General features: G+C 60.1%; 15 protein-coding genes. 9 read left to right on the plus strand and 6 right to left on the minus strand.

Translation table 11 applies throughout. The features are described from left to right. Positions 1 to 48: 48 nt before the first annotated feature. On the minus strand, positions 49 to 1,728 hold the full coding sequence (locus tag PR017_RS10310; protein WP_111222655.1) for a formate--tetrahydrofolate ligase: 1,680 nt from the start codon (positions 1,726 to 1,728) through the stop codon (positions 49 to 51). A gap of 195 nt (positions 1,729 to 1,923) precedes the next feature. Between PR017_RS10310 and PR017_RS10315 the strand changes: the two genes are divergently transcribed. Beyond that, a complete protein-coding gene (locus PR017_RS10315) occupies positions 1,924 to 2,448 on the plus strand; it encodes a TIGR00645 family protein (protein ID WP_111222654.1) in 525 nt (174 codons plus the stop codon). On the opposite strand, the gene PR017_RS10320 is transcribed toward PR017_RS10315, so the two are convergent. Beyond that, positions 2,445 to 3,494 carry a COG3904 family protein gene (locus PR017_RS10320; RefSeq protein WP_111222653.1) on the minus strand — a complete coding sequence of 350 codons (1,050 nt, stop codon included), beginning with the start codon at positions 3,492 to 3,494 and terminating at the stop codon, positions 2,445 to 2,447. The genes PR017_RS10315 and PR017_RS10320 overlap by 4 nt on opposite strands. A 279-nt stretch (positions 3,495 to 3,773) precedes the next feature. Here PR017_RS10320 and PR017_RS10325 point away from each other — a divergent pair, with 279 nt between their 5' ends. Next, positions 3,774 to 4,505 carry a helix-turn-helix transcriptional regulator gene (locus PR017_RS10325; RefSeq protein WP_111222652.1) on the plus strand — a complete coding sequence of 244 codons (732 nt, stop codon included), beginning with the start codon at positions 3,774 to 3,776 and terminating at the stop codon, positions 4,503 to 4,505. Positions 4,506 to 4,537: 32 nt separating this feature from the next. Here PR017_RS10325 and PR017_RS10330 read toward each other — a convergent pair whose 3' ends face one another. From PR017_RS10330 to PR017_RS10345, 4 genes are all read right to left on the minus strand, one after another. Then, positions 4,538 to 5,686: a DUF2333 family protein gene (locus PR017_RS10330; RefSeq protein WP_111222651.1), complete on the minus strand. Its 1,149-nt coding sequence runs from the start codon at positions 5,684 to 5,686 to the stop codon at positions 4,538 to 4,540. Between the two features lie 74 nt (positions 5,687 to 5,760). Continuing rightward, positions 5,761 to 6,795 carry a hypothetical protein gene (locus tag PR017_RS10335; protein WP_111222650.1) on the minus strand — a complete coding sequence of 345 codons (1,035 nt, stop codon included), beginning with the start codon at positions 6,793 to 6,795 and terminating at the stop codon, positions 5,761 to 5,763. Positions 6,796 to 6,863: 68 nt separating this feature from the next. Beyond that, positions 6,864 to 7,247 carry a c-type cytochrome gene (locus PR017_RS10340; protein ID WP_425070027.1) on the minus strand — a complete coding sequence of 128 codons (384 nt, stop codon included), beginning with the start codon at positions 7,245 to 7,247 and terminating at the stop codon, positions 6,864 to 6,866. A gap of 81 nt (positions 7,248 to 7,328) precedes the next feature. Next, positions 7,329 to 7,910, minus strand: coding sequence for a thymidine kinase (locus tag PR017_RS10345; RefSeq protein WP_111223001.1), 582 nt, complete (start codon positions 7,908 to 7,910; stop codon positions 7,329 to 7,331). A gap of 237 nt (positions 7,911 to 8,147) precedes the next feature. On the opposite strand from PR017_RS10345, the gene PR017_RS10350 reads away from it, so the two are divergent. From PR017_RS10350 to PR017_RS10380, 7 genes are all read left to right on the plus strand, one after another. Continuing rightward, complete coding sequence (locus PR017_RS10350; RefSeq protein ID WP_111222648.1) at positions 8,148 to 9,110, plus strand: choline ABC transporter substrate-binding protein; 963 nt, start codon at positions 8,148 to 8,150, stop codon at positions 9,108 to 9,110. A 134-nt stretch (positions 9,111 to 9,244) separates the two neighbouring features. Further along, on the plus strand, positions 9,245 to 10,138 hold the full coding sequence (gene choW / locus PR017_RS10355) for a choline ABC transporter permease subunit (RefSeq protein WP_111222647.1): 894 nt from the start codon (positions 9,245 to 9,247) through the stop codon (positions 10,136 to 10,138). After that, on the plus strand, positions 10,135 to 11,178 hold the full coding sequence (gene choV, locus PR017_RS10360; protein WP_111222646.1) for a choline ABC transporter ATP-binding protein: 1,044 nt from the start codon (positions 10,135 to 10,137) through the stop codon (positions 11,176 to 11,178). The genes choW and choV overlap by 4 nt, the downstream gene beginning before the upstream one ends. 47 nt (positions 11,179 to 11,225) lie before the next feature. Further along, positions 11,226 to 11,981, plus strand: coding sequence for a HugZ family pyridoxamine 5'-phosphate oxidase (locus tag PR017_RS10365; RefSeq protein WP_240539153.1), 756 nt, complete (start codon positions 11,226 to 11,228; stop codon positions 11,979 to 11,981). 114 nt (positions 11,982 to 12,095) lie between these two features. Then, the gene (locus PR017_RS10370) at positions 12,096 to 12,413 is read left to right on the plus strand and encodes an ArsR/SmtB family transcription factor (protein WP_111222645.1); all 318 of its coding nucleotides are present in this window, start codon (positions 12,096 to 12,098) and stop codon (positions 12,411 to 12,413) included. A 264-nt stretch (positions 12,414 to 12,677) separates the two neighbouring features. Further along, a complete protein-coding gene (aptA, locus tag PR017_RS10375) occupies positions 12,678 to 14,006 on the plus strand; it encodes an omega-aminotransferase AptA (RefSeq protein WP_111222644.1) in 1,329 nt (442 codons plus the stop codon). A 134-nt stretch (positions 14,007 to 14,140) separates the two neighbouring features. After that, positions 14,141 to 15,214: an alpha/beta hydrolase family protein gene (locus PR017_RS10380; RefSeq protein WP_111222643.1), complete on the plus strand. Its 1,074-nt coding sequence runs from the start codon at positions 14,141 to 14,143 to the stop codon at positions 15,212 to 15,214. The last annotated feature ends 2 nt before the right edge of the window (positions 15,215 to 15,216 follow it).

Consider the following 15,216-nt stretch of genomic DNA (forward strand, 5'->3'; position numbering starts at 1 on the left):
GGCGCCGGCAGACTCAGTTTGGCAGCATCTTGAATCGATGGATCAAGTCTAGAACAGACCTTCTATATAGCCCTGCTCGTTCAGCATGATCCGCTCGGCGGCAGGAGAGCGTGGCAGGCCGGGCATGGTGCGGATCTCGCCCGTGATGGCGACGACGAAGCCTGCGCCGGCCGACAGTCTCACCTCGCGCACATGCACGACATGGCCTTCCGGAGCGCCGCGCAGATCCGCGTCGGTCGAGAACGAATATTGTGTCTTGGCAATGCACACCGGCAGGTGGCCGTATCCCTGATCCTCCCAGCTCTTCAGCTGGTCGCGAACGGCCTTGTCCGCGGTCACCTCACCGGCGTGATATATCTCGGTCGCCACCACGCCGATCTTCTGCATCAACGGCAGCTCGTCGGGATAGAGCGGCGCGAATTTCGCCTCGCCGGACTGCGTCAGCGCCACAACCTTGTGCGCCAGTTCCTCGATGCCGGCGGAGCCATCCGCCCAGTGGCGGCAGAGGATAGCCTCGGCACCGAGACCGGCGACATAGGCTTTAACGGCTTCGACCTCGGCGTCGGTATCGGAGGTGAAGTGGTTGATCGCCACGACCACGGGAACGCCAAACTTCCGCACATTCTCGACATGGCGGCCGAGATTGACGCAGCCGGTGACCAGCGCCTCGACATTCTCGCGGCCGAGATCGTCCTTGGTGACGCCGCCATTCATCTTCAGCGCCCGTACCGTGGCGACGACCACCGCCGCATCCGGCTTCAGTCCCGCCTGGCGACATTTGATGTTGAAAAACTTCTCCGCCCCGAGATCCGCACCGAAGCCGGCCTCGGTGACGACGTAGTCCGCAAGCGTCAGTGCCGTCCGGGTGGCAATGACCGAATTGCAGCCATGGGCGATATTGGCAAACGGGCCACCATGCACAAGCGCCGGGTTATTCTCCAGGGTCTGCACCAGGTTCGGCTGCAACGCATCCTTCAGCAGGACGGCCATGGCGCCGTCCGCTTTCAGATCACGCGCAAAAACCGGCGACCTGTCGTAGCGATAGGCAACGATAATGTCTCCCAACCGTTTTTCGAGGTCGGCGAGATCCGATGCCAGGCACAGGATGGCCATCACCTCGGAGGCAACGGTGATGTCGAAGCCGCCCTGGCGCGGGAAGCCGTTGGCAACGCCGCCAAGCGACGAGACGATATCGCGCAATGCCCGGTCGTTCATGTCCATCACCCGACGCCAGGTAATCCGACGGATGTCGATATTCAGCGCGTTGCCCCAGTAGACATGGTTGTCGAGCATCGCAGCCAGCAGATTGTGGGCCGAGGTGATGGCATGGAAGTCGCCGGTGAAATGCAGGTTGATGTCTTCCATCGGCACGACCTGTGCGTAACCGCCGCCGGCAGCACCGCCCTTGGTGCCGAAGCACGGCCCCAGCGACGGTTCGCGCACGCAGATTATCGCCTTCTTGCCAATGCGGTTGAGGCCGTCGCCTAGACCGACCGTGGTCGTCGTCTTGCCCTCGCCGGCCGGCGTCGGATTGATCGCTGTCACCAGGATCAGCTTGCCGTTCGCCTTGCCGGCTTGCGCGGCAATGAACTCGGCGCTGATCTTTGCCTTGTCGTGTCCGTACGGCACCAACTGCTCGGGCGGAATGCCAAGGGCTGCCCCGATCTCGTAAATCGGCTTTTTCGCCGCAGCGCGCGCGATCTCGATATCCGACTTTACCGTTGCCATCAGTCCAACTCCATTCGCCGCGCCATGCGTTTCATTTGCGCATAGCGGAATAGGACGGCGCTGTGAACCGCCATGCTGTCTGCAGACGTGGAAAATCCGGCACACCCCTCCCACCAAGACCTGGCACCATGGCTTGTCCCGGCGCGGCCATGTGCGTAATGCTGTCGACGAAAAGTACGAAGCATAAGGTCGGTGATGAAATCCCTGGAACTCCTAGTCGAGCGTATCATTCTTGCGAGCCGATGGCTGCTCGTCATCTTCTATCTGGGACTGGCCGCGTCGCTCGCGCTGTATGCGGTGTCCTTTATCCATAAGTTCTACAAGGTCGCCCTGGGCGTCTTCACGATGGATGAAGCCGACATGATTCTTGCGATGCTCGGACTGATCGACGCATCGCTGGTCGCAAGCCTGGTCGTCATGGTGATGATCTCCGGCTACGAGAACTTCGTCAGCCGCTTCGATGAGGCCGACGCGAAGAACGACGACGAGGTATCGTTTCTCGGGAAGCTCGATTCAGGCAGCCTGAAAATCAAGGTCGCCTCCTCTATCGTCGCCATCTCCTCGATCCACCTGCTGCAGGTATTCCTCAACATGGCGCAGTTCGAAACCGCGCAGATCATGTGGATGACGCTGATACACCTCGCCTTCGTCGTCTCGGCCCTGATGCTCGGATATCTCGAAAAGATCATGGGTCAGGCCAAAGGCAAGGATAACGCCTAGGCAGCCCGGCCAGACAGAGAATGCATGGCCGGCAGCAAAGCCTGCCGCTCGAGCGGCTGCGGCATGCCGGGCTCGGGCTCGTCCGGCAGCGGCTGGGATTGCGGCGTGCTGGGCGGCGTCGGCGGTGCCGGCGTCATGGAGACAACGCAGTCGGAGATCGTCTTCTCGCGCGGGCAGGCACCGGCTGCGGCGAGTTGGCCGGCGGAAGACTGCTCGGTCATCATCTTCAGATTGAGCGCCTCGACCTGCGTCAGCAAACGGATCGACTGCGGATTGGCGCTCATCATCAGGTCGAAGAGATCGGCATCGACCCCCATCTTGGTGAGATAGGCGATCAGCGCCGCTTTCTGTTTGTTGCCGAGCTTCGTGGTGTCGTGCTGCCCGACCATTTTCCTGCCGACTTCGCGCTGCGACAGTATCTTCTTCTTGCCGTTCAGCATTTCGTACTCGGTGCGATACTGGACGCGCATTTCCCGGTAGGTGGTGGTGATCTGGTGGACGCCAATCAAGGCAAAGGGACTGGCGATCCGCCTGACACCGCCGGCCAGAAGCAACGGACAGGCGGACAGGCAGACAGCGCCGTTCGAATAGATCTCGCCGGTCATGGAGCCGTCTTTTTGCCGCGCCGCGTCGCATAGCGGTTCGCTACCCTCGCAGGCATCGGCACGTGTCCCGCCAACAGCCACCGAAAGCCCCTGGCGCCGGATGATCAGCCCCATCTGCATTGCGGCAGCGACATCCCCGCCTGGAGAGCGGACGACGATCGGCAGGGATTTCTTGCCGATTTTCTTCAGCAGCTTTTGCAGCTTGCGGGGCGAGTCCGACATGATCTGGCCTTCGGCAGCAATCCAGTCGGCACAGGATCCGCCATCGCGGCAGTAGGGTGTGCCGCCATGGATCAGAACGAAGTCCATGGGACGATCGATGGGAGGCTCGGCCGCATTTGCCGCTTCAAGGCCGGCGAGCACAAAAACAACGGTCGCCACAAGGCGCAAGACTTGGTTCAACCGCGTAGGAACGGCCCGCGTCAGCGAAGTCAGCATCATCAATCGGCTCGGAGGTGATGTTTCGGAGGACAACGGATAGCAACGACAGCGCTGATTTGCAAGGTTGGCAAGCAATCGGTGGCAGCATAGAGCCACAACTCGGCTGCCACCCAACCCACCTGCAAAGAGATTATTCATAGGGAAGAACGAGGCCCTTGTTGCAAAAGTTGTTTCTTAGCGCAAATGCACCAATTGCGTTGCGGCAAGCTTTTTGACTCGTATTCCCGCCTGTTTCGCGTATTTGATAGCGGTAACACAACATAAATGAGCCTTGCTCCAATGTCGTATATGACAGCTTCTGGACGACAAACGTTTCTGTCCGCCGAATTGGCGGCAACGCGCACTCGTGCCATGCTTCATCAGGCGTTGAACAGGACGGCAGAGTCGTTCGGATTTGCGTCTTTCATGCTTTGCAACGCGCCATCGTCCTCGGACATGCTTCTGACACCGCTGGTTATCGAGACGTCTGCACCAGCCCAGAATCTGCGCGACTTCGATCGCGGCCACCTCCTGCGCATCTACCCCCAGGTCGGTCGAGACCGTGATTCGACAATTCCACGCTGCTGGAACCTGGCGGAACGGGCGCCTTCTCCAGAAATGGAATTCCCCCGCGAACTCCGGACGTTTCTCGAAAGCCGCGGCCTGACGATGGGCATGCATCTTCCTGTTAATGCGTCTGACGGCGAGCGGTTGGCTTTTTCAATGGCTGGCAATCGCAACAGCCTATCCCAGGCTGAAGTCAACGAACTCTGCATCATCTTGCTGCATGCCGCCACCGCCTACAACGGCATCAAACGCAATGGCAACGAACCGTCAGCCATGCTGTCGGCGCGCGAGATGGAAGTCGTTCGCTGGACTGCGCAAGGCAAGACTTCGGTGGAGATCGGCCAGATCCTGACGCTCTCGGACCACACCGTCAACGCCTATATGACCAATGCCATCAAGAAGTTCAATTGCGTTAACCGCACGCAACTGGTGGCCAAAGCCATCCGGCTCAAGCTCATCAACTGACACAAGCTTCCAGCGACCAACTCGGCAAAGAACTACCGCCCGCCGAGTACCGCGCGCGTTTCGACCAGGTTGGAACGCACCCGCAGGATATAAAAACCCATCGTCGCCAGATGGCTGGGCATGATTAAGCCGTCTTCGCGACCGTTCGAGACGATCCACGGCTGGATACGCAATGCCGCCTGGAACTGCTTCATCGTATCGCCCCAAAGTGCCCCGACATTGCGCTCGGCGATGACCTTGGAGAAATCGGCCCCGGCAGCGCTGAGGATGCCGTAGTATCCGTACAGCTGTCCATAGGCAAACCAGAAACGATCGTCCGCACGCGTGTCGAACCATCCGAAATTATGGTTCTCTGAACGCTCGGCGAGAACGTCCGACGTGCTGCCGAGATCGTTCGAAATGCGATCGATGAATTCGATCAGGTTGTCCGCACGCCCATCGAAGGTGGCGTTGCAGGCGCCGAGATCGACATTGAACTTGCGCAGGCTGTTGATCGAAGCCCGATAGTAGCTAGGGGTCGGTGTCTTCGGCCCGAACGGCTGGAAGCCGAAATACCAGCTGGACTCGTCGAACTGCAAGTTGCCGCGCGCGTTCTGCAGGTCCGAATTGATACCCGATGTACCACGTACGCGACCCAGCGAATCCACAAGCTCGATCGAGGTCCTGCGAACCGCCTGGTTAACGCCGCGCTGGAAGGACGCCTTGTTGTCGAGGAAGGGCGTATCGTCCCAGCTTAGCCCGAAAAACCCGAGCTTGAAGAGGAGCATGGACGAGATCCACGCATTGCGGTTGACGTTGAAATCCACAAGGTCGGCTGTGACATCGACGATAGCGGACGTCTCGCAACGCTTCGGCGCGGCGGTCGTGGCCGGCTGCGCATCCGTCGCGACAGGCACCGGGGCAAGGTCCTGACCGGCGGCCTTGCGGTCGGCAAGCTTGTAGCTGTCGACGTAGTGGGTGTTGAAGCCCGTCCAGGACTGGGTCTGGACGAGGAAGTAGCCGTATAGGCCGACCAGCAGCACGAGGAGAGCGGCGACCGGCACCTTGATGATCCAGTTGCGCTGCCGGTACCAGCCATGCGCTGCGAGAAAAGGCCACGTCGCCCATACAAACAGGAGCCCGAGACCACGCCGAATTGCCTGGAGCATCCGTGCAAAGAAGGCAACGATCGGATCAAGCATGCAATGTCTCCTAACGGGCGTGGTGCTCCAGCAGATATGACCTCGCCGGCCACAGGGCAACCGCGTCGGCCGAATTAAATCGTCGCCGGCCGCGGCTGCGGCTCCGCCGGGTTATCCTCCTCGTCGTCAACCGTCGGCTCTGAGGGCGATAGCGCCACCTCCAGACGGCGCGCGAAGGCATCGTCAGCAGCCTGTTTGCGAAGCAGCAGATCATGTCCGGCAAGGAGGTTGGTCTCGCACGCGGCAACAAGGTCCTCCACCCCGACCGGCAGGTCCTCGCATTGCGTCGCCGATTGTTCGTTTGCCGCCTTCAGCAACGCGACGCGCTGTTCGACATCGATCGCGAGCTTGGCAGCCATGACGTTGACAGCGGCGATCCCGCCGTTCAGCACATCCAGAAAATCTTCATCGTCGGTCATCAGCCGTAACAAGGTCTCGTGCTCGGACCGCAGCATCTTATCCTTAACCTCAGCCGCCTGCCGATCGAGCGCCAGCTCTTTGCGTTCTTCCTCGGATGCGGCATCCAGCGACGGACCACGCTGCGGCAGTGTCGAGGAGAGGCGCTCATGCGTCCGCGCCTTCAGGGACGCAAGCCGTCGCCCCGCCTCGTCCAGATCGCCGTCCAGCTGCCGCCGGCGAATGACCAGCTGCTGCAGGTGGGCCTCGCAAACGCGGTGATGCAGGGCGAGAAAGGGCTTCGCCTCGCCAAGCATCCTGTCCAGCGCTGCCGATACCGACAGCAGCTCGACCACGTCGAGCGCTATAGCTTCCGGCGCCGCATTGCCGAGATGCACGCGTCGCCTGAGAAACCCCTGGGATTGACGCCCCGCAGTCTCGTCGAACAATCGTTCATATTGCAGCAAGGCTGTGGCTGTCTGGGTATCGAGCCTGCGCAGAAGTGCTGCTACTCGGGCCTTCCACTCGTTCCATAAACCGACGGCTTCGCCGAGGAGAGTTTCTTCGAGAGGAAAGTTGATTGCCGTCAGGCGCGCTTCCGGCCGGGAGTGATGCGCCAGCGCCGCCTCGGCAGCAGCAGTTCCCTTGCAGGCATCGTCCAGCAATCGCCGAAGCTGCGCGATGTCGCGTTCTGGAAACTGGCTGTGCGCCATGAGGGCTCCTGCTGATCGCGGCGGGTGGGTGCACCCAGAGTAGCGCAAACCATTGTCCGATGGCAGGCCTATTGGGCCGCCGCCGGATTTTTGAGATAGGCGATCAGATTGTCGAGATCGCTGTCGCTTTTGACGCCGGCAAAGCTCATGCGGGTGCCCTTGACGACAGCCTGTGGGCTCGACAGGTATTTGTGCAGCAGCGCCTCGTCCCACACCTTGCCATCGGCACCGAAGGTCTTCATCGCAGCCGAATAGCTGTAGGTGGCAACCGACGCCACCGGGCGCCCGACCACGCCCATCAGCGAAGGTCCGACCTTGTTCACCGGCTCGGTCGCCGTGTGGCAGGCGGCGCACTTCTTGAAGACGCCGGCCCCGAGCTTCGGATCTCCATCGGCAAGGACAGAGGTCGCCGACAGCAGCGCCGCAACGAAAATGGTGGAACAGCAGAACATCTTCATATCGTCTCCCGATTTCAATCCGCGCGAGCCTTGGACGCTTAGCGAACCATGGTCGAGCCGCCAAACCGTTTGATCTCACAGATCGCCCATCGCCTCTTCCCAATGGCGACGGCAGAGCGAGACATATCGCTCGTTACCGCCGACCTCGATCTGCGCACCCTCGTGCAGGACCTTGCCGTCGCTGTCAAAGCGTACAACCATGGTGGCCTTACGACCGCAATGGCAGATCGTCCGCACTTCGCGCAGCTCGTCGGCGATGGCGAGAAGCTCCTGCGAACCCGGAAACAGCTTGCCGCGAAAATCCGTGCGCAGCCCGTAGACCATGACGGGAATATTGAGGCGGTCGACGACATGCGCCAGTTGCCAGATCTGCAGCGCCGTCATGAAATGCGCCTCGTCGACGAAGACGCAGGCAAGCGGTCCCTCGGCGTGCATGGCTTCTATCGTCGCAAATAGGTCGTCATCCCGGTCGAAGGGAACGGCATCGGCCTCGAGGCCTATGCGCGAGGCAATCTTGCCGCTGCCTGCCCGGTGGTCGAAAGCTGCGATCAGGATCGCCGTGCGCATTCCGCGCTCCTGATAGTTATAGGACGCCTGCAGCAGCATCGTCGATTTGCCGGCATTCATTGCGGAATAGTGAAAATACAGCTTCGCCATCAGCGTCTCCTTTGCGCACTTCATGGAATCGCAAAGCTTCGAAGGAAAGCCATCGCTGACGTAAGCCACAGGAAATCGCGCCGGCTGGCTCCACAGCGTGCAAATGCCTGCGCATCAAGCACTGTGAAAATTGGAGGTGTCGCATTCCATACCGCCAAAGCGCCGCAAATGCAGCGAGACCGCTTGTAAATGTCGGTTATTGGTGATTGCTTGGGAACGTAAAACTGGGAGTACACAATGATGAAATTGACTTTGTTCACTTTAAGCCTCAGCACCGCGCTTTTTTCAGCAGTCATCACGCCCTCTGTCGCGTCGGCGGCGGAGCCGGCCAGCTGTTCGACTGTCCATTTCGCCGAAGTCAGCTGGACCGACATCCAGGCCACGACCGGAACCGCAACTTATATCCTCGACGCACTCGGCTATAAGACCGACATCAAGGATCTTGACGTTCCGATCGTGTTCCAGTCGCTTGCCAACAAGCAGCTCGACGTCTTCCTCGGCAACTGGATGCCGTCGCAGGCACCGATGATCAAGCCGTATACGGACGCCAAGACAATCGACACAGTTCGCGCCAACCTTGAAGGCGCCAAGTACACGCTCGCCACCAACGAATTCGGCAGCAAGCTCGGCATCAAGGACTTCTCCGACATCGCCAAGCACGAAAAGGAACTGGACGGCAAGATCTACGGCATCGAGCCCGGCAATGACGGCAACAAGCTCGTGCTGGACATGATCAAGGGTCACAAGTACGGCCTCGACGAGAAGGACTTCAAAGTCATTGAATCCTCCGAGCAGGGCATGCTGTCCCAGGTGACCAAGCTCGACAAGTCGAAGAAGCCGATCATCTTCCTCGGCTGGGCCCCTCACCCGATGAACACCAAGTACAAGATGACCTATCTGACCGGCGGCGATGACGTCTTTGGGCCCAATTACGGCGGTGCAAATGTCTTCACCAACACGCGTGCCGGCTATGTCACCGAGTGCCCGAACGTCGGCAAGTTCCTGCAGAACCTCTCCTTCACGCTGCCGATGGAAAACGAAATCATGGGCCTGATCATGGACAAGAGCCTGCAAGGTAAGGCCGCCGCCAAGACATGGCTGAAAGCCCATCCCGAAACCATCAAGCCATGGCTTGCAGGCGTGACGACCGCCGATGGCGGTGATGCAGAAGCGGCTGTGAAGAAGTCGCTCGGCCTCTGAGCCCGACAGCAGAAAGGGCGGCCCCGCCGTCCTTATTCTTGCCGGAAACAATGCGTGTCACCGCTTCAGCCATCACGGAGTGAAGGCCGTGACGCGCATCTGTTCGGTGCTGCAGATCTCAGCGAGGGAACGCGATGGATTGGCTCCATACATGGCTACTTGACGAAAACAACAAGATCCAGATCGGCAAGGGCGCACAGGTCGTGGTCGACTGGCTGACGGGAAACCTCAGCGGCTTCTTCGACACTGTCTCCGCCATCCTCGGCGGCGCCATCGACGGATTGCTCTACGTGCTGCTCGGCACTTTTGCCGAGGGCACCGCCTTCGAGGCCTATTACCCCTTTTTCATGATCGCGGTTTTCTGCCTCATTTCGTGGCTGATCCGCCGCCATGTCGGCGTGGTGATCTTCACCGCCCTGGGGATGCTGCTGATCTACAACCAGCTCTACTGGACAGAGGCGATGGAAACCCTGGCTCTGGTGCTGGCGGCAACGCTCGTGTCGATGGTGATCGGCGTGCCTCTCGGCATCCTGGCCGCGCGACGAGCCTGGTTCTACACCATATTGCGGCCGATCCTCGACCTCATGCAGACCATTCCCACCTTCGTCTATCTGATTCCAGCCCTTATCCTTTTCGGCCTCGGCGCCGTGTCTGGCCTGGTTGCCACGGTGATCTTCGCGGTGCCCGCACCGATCCGGCTGACACGACTGGGCATCATCTCGACGCCGCCAGCGCTGATCGAGGCCGCCCAAGCCTTTGGCGCCGCTCCGCTGCAGGTGTTGACCAAGGTGGAGCTTCCCTTTGCCCTGCCTCAGATCATGGCGGGCGTCACCCAGACGATCATGCTCTCGCTGTCGATGGTAGTCATCGCCTCGATGGTCGGCGCTGCCGGTCTCGGCGCGCTCGTCCAGCGCGCGCTCGGTCAGATGAACGTGCCCATGGGTTTTGATTCCGGCATGAGCATAGTCATTCTGGCGATCGTCCTCGACCGCACCTTCAAATTCTTCAACGAAGGGGAAACCGTATGACGGCCGTGGTCAAGTTCGACAATGTCAGCATCGTCTTCGGCGACCGCCCGCAGGCAGCCATGGCGCTGGTAGACCAGGGCAGGACGCGCGACGAGATCGGTGCCCAGACGGGTCTCGTTCTCGGCGTCGCCAATGCGTCGCTCGAGATCGAGGAAGGCGAAATCCTCGTCTTGATGGGGTTGTCCGGCTCCGGCAAATCGACGCTGCTGCGCGCCGTCAACGGCCTTGCCCCCGTGGTGCGCGGCGGCGTCACCGTGGAGAGCAAGGACGGACCGATCGATCCCTACAAATGCAGTGCCAAGGCGTTGCGCGACCTGCGCATGCACACGGTCTCAATGGTGTTCCAGCAATTCGCGCTGCTACCCTGGCGGACGGTGGCGGACAACATAGGTTTCGGCCTCGAACTCGCCCGGGTGCCGGAGATCGAGCGCACGGAGCGCGTGGCAGAGCAGCTGGAGCTGGTCAACCTGACGCAATGGGCCGGCCGCCGCGTCAACGAACTCTCCGGCGGCATGCAGCAGCGTGTCGGCCTTGCCCGCGCCTTCGCCACCGGCGCGCCGATACTGCTCATGGACGAACCCTTCTCGGCCCTCGACCCCCTGATCCGCACCCGGCTGCAGGACGAGCTTCTGGAGTTTCAGCGGCGGCTGAAGAAGACCATCCTTTTCGTCAGCCACGATCTCGACGAGGCGTTTCGCATCGGCAATCGCATCGCAATCATGGAAGGCGGCCGGATCATCCAGTGCGGCACGCCGCAGGAGATCGTCAGGAACCCGGCCGACCAGTATGTCGCCGACTTTGTCCAGCACATGAACCCTATCAGCATGCTGACGGCCGGGGACGTCATGCAGCCGGGCGTCGGCCACGCCGCCACGCCGGGCACCGTGACAGCGACGGCAAAAGCCTCGACACCGCTGATCGACATTCTAGATGCGCTCGCCCGCCAGCCCGGCAGCATCGGCATCGTCGATAACGGTGCGATCATCGGCACCATCACCGCGCAGGACGTGGTTGCCGGCCTCACGAGCCATCGCCGCTAAAGGCGCAGTTGGGATAGGCCAGCCAGAAGCGGTATCGGAGGAGACAGTTGGCGACTGAAAAACCAATCTCCGTGCTCCGCGAGACGGATGAGGATGCGCGCAGGCTTGGCCGCATCCTGATGCGGTCGGCGCCTTATGCGGCGATGGCCGTTATTGCCCCCGACACCGGCTTTCCGGCCATCAGCCGCGTGCTGGTCGGCACCGATCTGGACGGCGTGCCGGTGATCCTCGTCTCCACCCTTTCAGCCCATACCAAGGCGCTCCAGGCGGATCCGCGCGCGTCGCTTCTGATGGGGGAACTCGGCAAGGGCGATCCCCTCGCCCATGCGCGCCTGAGCGTCGAGTGTCTGGCGGAACAGGTTGCACGCGACACGCGTGACCATCATCTGCTTCGCGACCGGTTTCTCGCCCGTCATCCCCGCGCCAGGCTCTATATAGATTTTACGGATTTCCAGTTTTTCCGTCTGGTCCCGCAGGCCGCAAGCCTGAATGGAGGCTTTGGAAAGGCCTATCGGCTGAGCGGCGACGACCTGGTGATTCGCACCGTTCTGACTGAGCCGGAGGCGGCCGTTTGGCACGCGGGGGTACAAGATTTGCTGGGTACATACCCACACCTTGCAAGCAATATCGTAGCCACGTTAAAGCTTGAAAAAGACGAAGCCTGCCACATATATGGCGCTGATTTGGCTGGTTTTGACCTTTTTTGGGGGGATAAGCTGCTCCGCTACGAGTTTAGCGAGCCGGTACAAGATCTTGCGGATCTAGAATTCGCTATCGCTAAAATAGCAAACCGAGTACCTTAAATTTAGGTATATACAATCTTTGCCCCAATTTAGTATCTTTCGGCGTCAGTTGATTTCGCCAATGAGATATTCACCCGCTTCTGATGTACGATCCGCATTGGGAAGATTTGAAAAATGAAAACAATTAATTTGTCCGACCATTCGACCATGGCGGCAGCCCTGCTGTCCGCAATGGCAAATCCGAAAAGACTCATGATCCTGTGCAGCCTGGTCAAGGGTGAGGTGCCAGTTGGCGTTCTCGCGACCCAGGTAGGGCTCAGCCAATCCGCCCTGTCGCAGCATCTGTCGAAGCTGCGGGCACAGAAACTGGTCAAGACGAGACGCGATGCTCAAACGATTTACTACTCGAGTTCTTCCGAACCGGTCATGAAGGTTCTGTCGACCCTCGAGGACATTTATAGCGAGGCCGAGAAAAGCAAATCTGCTGCCTGACGGCTGGAGATTTGGCTTCGAAGGTCGATTGTTTCAGGTTCGACAACAGGCGCCAGCGCCTGTTTTTGCGCCGAAGATGATTGCACACTGGACCGGCAAGTTCACCTTGCCGGTCTTTTTCGTTTAGCCGATCGATGATGCCGGATCGCGACGTTATAAATGCCGGCATCGGCTTGACGACCCCGGGCCGGCTGATATTTTGACCGAACGATAAATAATCAGCTGCGTCGCCGATCCGGATGAGCAGCGGCCGTGGAGAGCAGCATGTCTGACCGTATGAACGCAGCGCCGAACGATCTCAGGGCTTTCTGGATGCCGTTCACGGCAAACCGCCAGTTCAAATCGGAGCCGCGGCTTTTCGTCGGCGCCAAGGACATGCACTACACCACCCACGACGGGCGCCAGGTGCTGGACGGCACGGCCGGTCTCTGGTGCGTCAATGCCGGCCATTGTCGGCCGAAGATAACCGAGGCGATCCGCCAGCAGGCAGGCGAGCTCGACTATGCCCCGGCTTTCCAGCTTGGCCATCCAAAGGCTTTCGAGCTCGCCAACAGGCTGGTCGACCTTGCACCCGAAGGCATGAACCATGTCCTCTATACCAACTCAGGCTCGGAGTCGGTCGAGACGGCCCTGAAGGTCGCGCTGGCCTATCACCGGGTGAAGGGCAACGGCTCGCGCTTCCGCCTGATAGGCCGCGAGCGCGGGTACCACGGCGTCAATTTCGGTGGCATCTCGGTCGGGGGCATCGTCTCCAACCGCAAGATGTTCGGCACGTTGCTGACCGGCGTTGACCACATGCCGCACACCCATTTTCCCGACAAGAATGCCTTTACCAAAGGACAGCCGGAATTCGGTGGCGATATCGCCTCCGAACTGGAGCGCATCGTCACCCTGCATGACGCCTCGACCATCGCCGCCGTCATCGTCGAACCGGTTTCCGGCTCGACAGGCGTGATCCTGCCACCGAAGGGCTATCTGAAAAAGCTGCGCGAGATCTGCACCAAGCACGGCATCCTGTTGATCTTCGACGAGGTCATCACCGGCTTCGGTCGACTCGGCACACCCTTCGCCGCAGACTATTTCGACGTCATGCCCGACATGATGGTAACGGCCAAGGGATTGACCAACGGCGTCATCCCGATGGGCGCGGTGTTTGTGACCTCGGAGATCCACGACGCCTTCATGAACGGCCCCGAGCACATGATCGAATTCTTCCATGGCTACACCTATTCGGGCAACCCGATGGCATGTGCCGCAGCGCTCGGCACGCTCGACACCTACAGGGACGAAGGCCTGCTGACACGCGGCGCCGAACTTGCGTCCTACTGGGAAGAGGCAATCCACTCGCTAAGGGATTGCCCTCACGTCATCGACATCCGCAACATCGGACTGATCGGCGCCATCGAGTTAGCCCCGATCGCCGGCGAGCCGACCAAGCGCGCCTTCAGCGCCTTCCTCAAGGCCTACGAGAAAGGCCTGCTCATCCGCACCACCGGCGACATCATCGCCCTCTCCCCGCCGCTGATCATCGAAAAACACCACATCGACCAGATCTTCAGCACCCTGCGGGAGGTTCTGCAGAACAATATCTGACGGTAGCCTGAGGAAGCGGGTCGCGACGAGATCACGGCCCGCCTTTTTTTACCAGAACGACCTCGATCGCGTTCTCGGTCTCCGCGGTCAGGCTTTACTGGCAGGAATTTGCTTCCAAACAACGGGAGCGCTTCATGCTAAATCGAATTTTCATCCTCCTTCTTTTACTCGTGGCTTCTTGTTCAGCCCATGCATCCGACGATGTGGGCTTTCGACAGACAACGCTTGCGGGTGATGAACCCCAACGACCGTTACAGATCGCAATATGGTATTCGACGGACGCGGGACAGCAGGCGACGGTTGTCGGGGAAACACCCGCATTTTATGGCCAGCGCGTTATATTGAACGGAGCAGTTAAAGCAGGAATTCGCCCGCTGGTCGTGCTGTCTCACGGCTACGGGGGAAGCTGGCGAAATCTCGCCTGGATTGCAGCGGCGCTTGTCTCCAAAGGCTATGTCGTGGCTGCCCCCGACCATCCCGGCACGACGACATTTGACCGCCGACCCGAAGAGGCCGCAAAACTCTGGAGACGGCCAGAAGACCTCAGTCGAGTTGCCAGTGCGATGCTGGAAGATGCGAGTTTGGGCGGCAAGATTGACGCGCACAGAATCGCTGCTATTGGCCACTCACTTGGCGGCTGGACGGTTGTCGAACTCGCCGGCGGACAGTTCGACCCCGCTCTCCTTATGACCCCCTGTGCAGAGCAGTTTGGTACCGTCGCGTGCAAAGTCTTCGAATCCCTTGGCTTACGAGACCCTGCCAACGCTTCGCACTTGGTCGGCACAGGAATGAAGGACCAGAAATTCAGAGCCGTTGTCTCCCTCGACCTCGGGCCGTCCCGGGGCTTTACTCAGCAAAGCCTTGCTGCAGTACAAATCCCCATTTTGGTGCTTGCAGCAGGGGAGGATATCGGCACAGACGTCGCAAGGACCGCGATGATTGCGGCTACAAACAAGGACTCCGCGTATCTGGCAGCCCAATTGCCGCAGATATCGACGACCTACATGACGATACCCGGAGCCCTGCACTTCAGTTTCATGCAGTTATGCAAACCTGGCGCCGCTGGGAAGATCGAGCAACAATCCCCGGGCGACGGGATCGTCTGTCAAGATGCCGGCGGGCGGGATCGGGAAGCGATCCATCGGCAAGTACTGGAGCTCATACTGGACTTTCTCCGCAAAACGATACCAGAAGAGTCCGGAGGCTGACG

Origin of the sequence: Rhizobium tumorigenes, from assembly GCF_003240565.2 — a bacterium.
Taxonomy (GTDB): domain Bacteria; phylum Pseudomonadota; class Alphaproteobacteria; order Rhizobiales; family Rhizobiaceae; genus Rhizobium; species Rhizobium tumorigenes.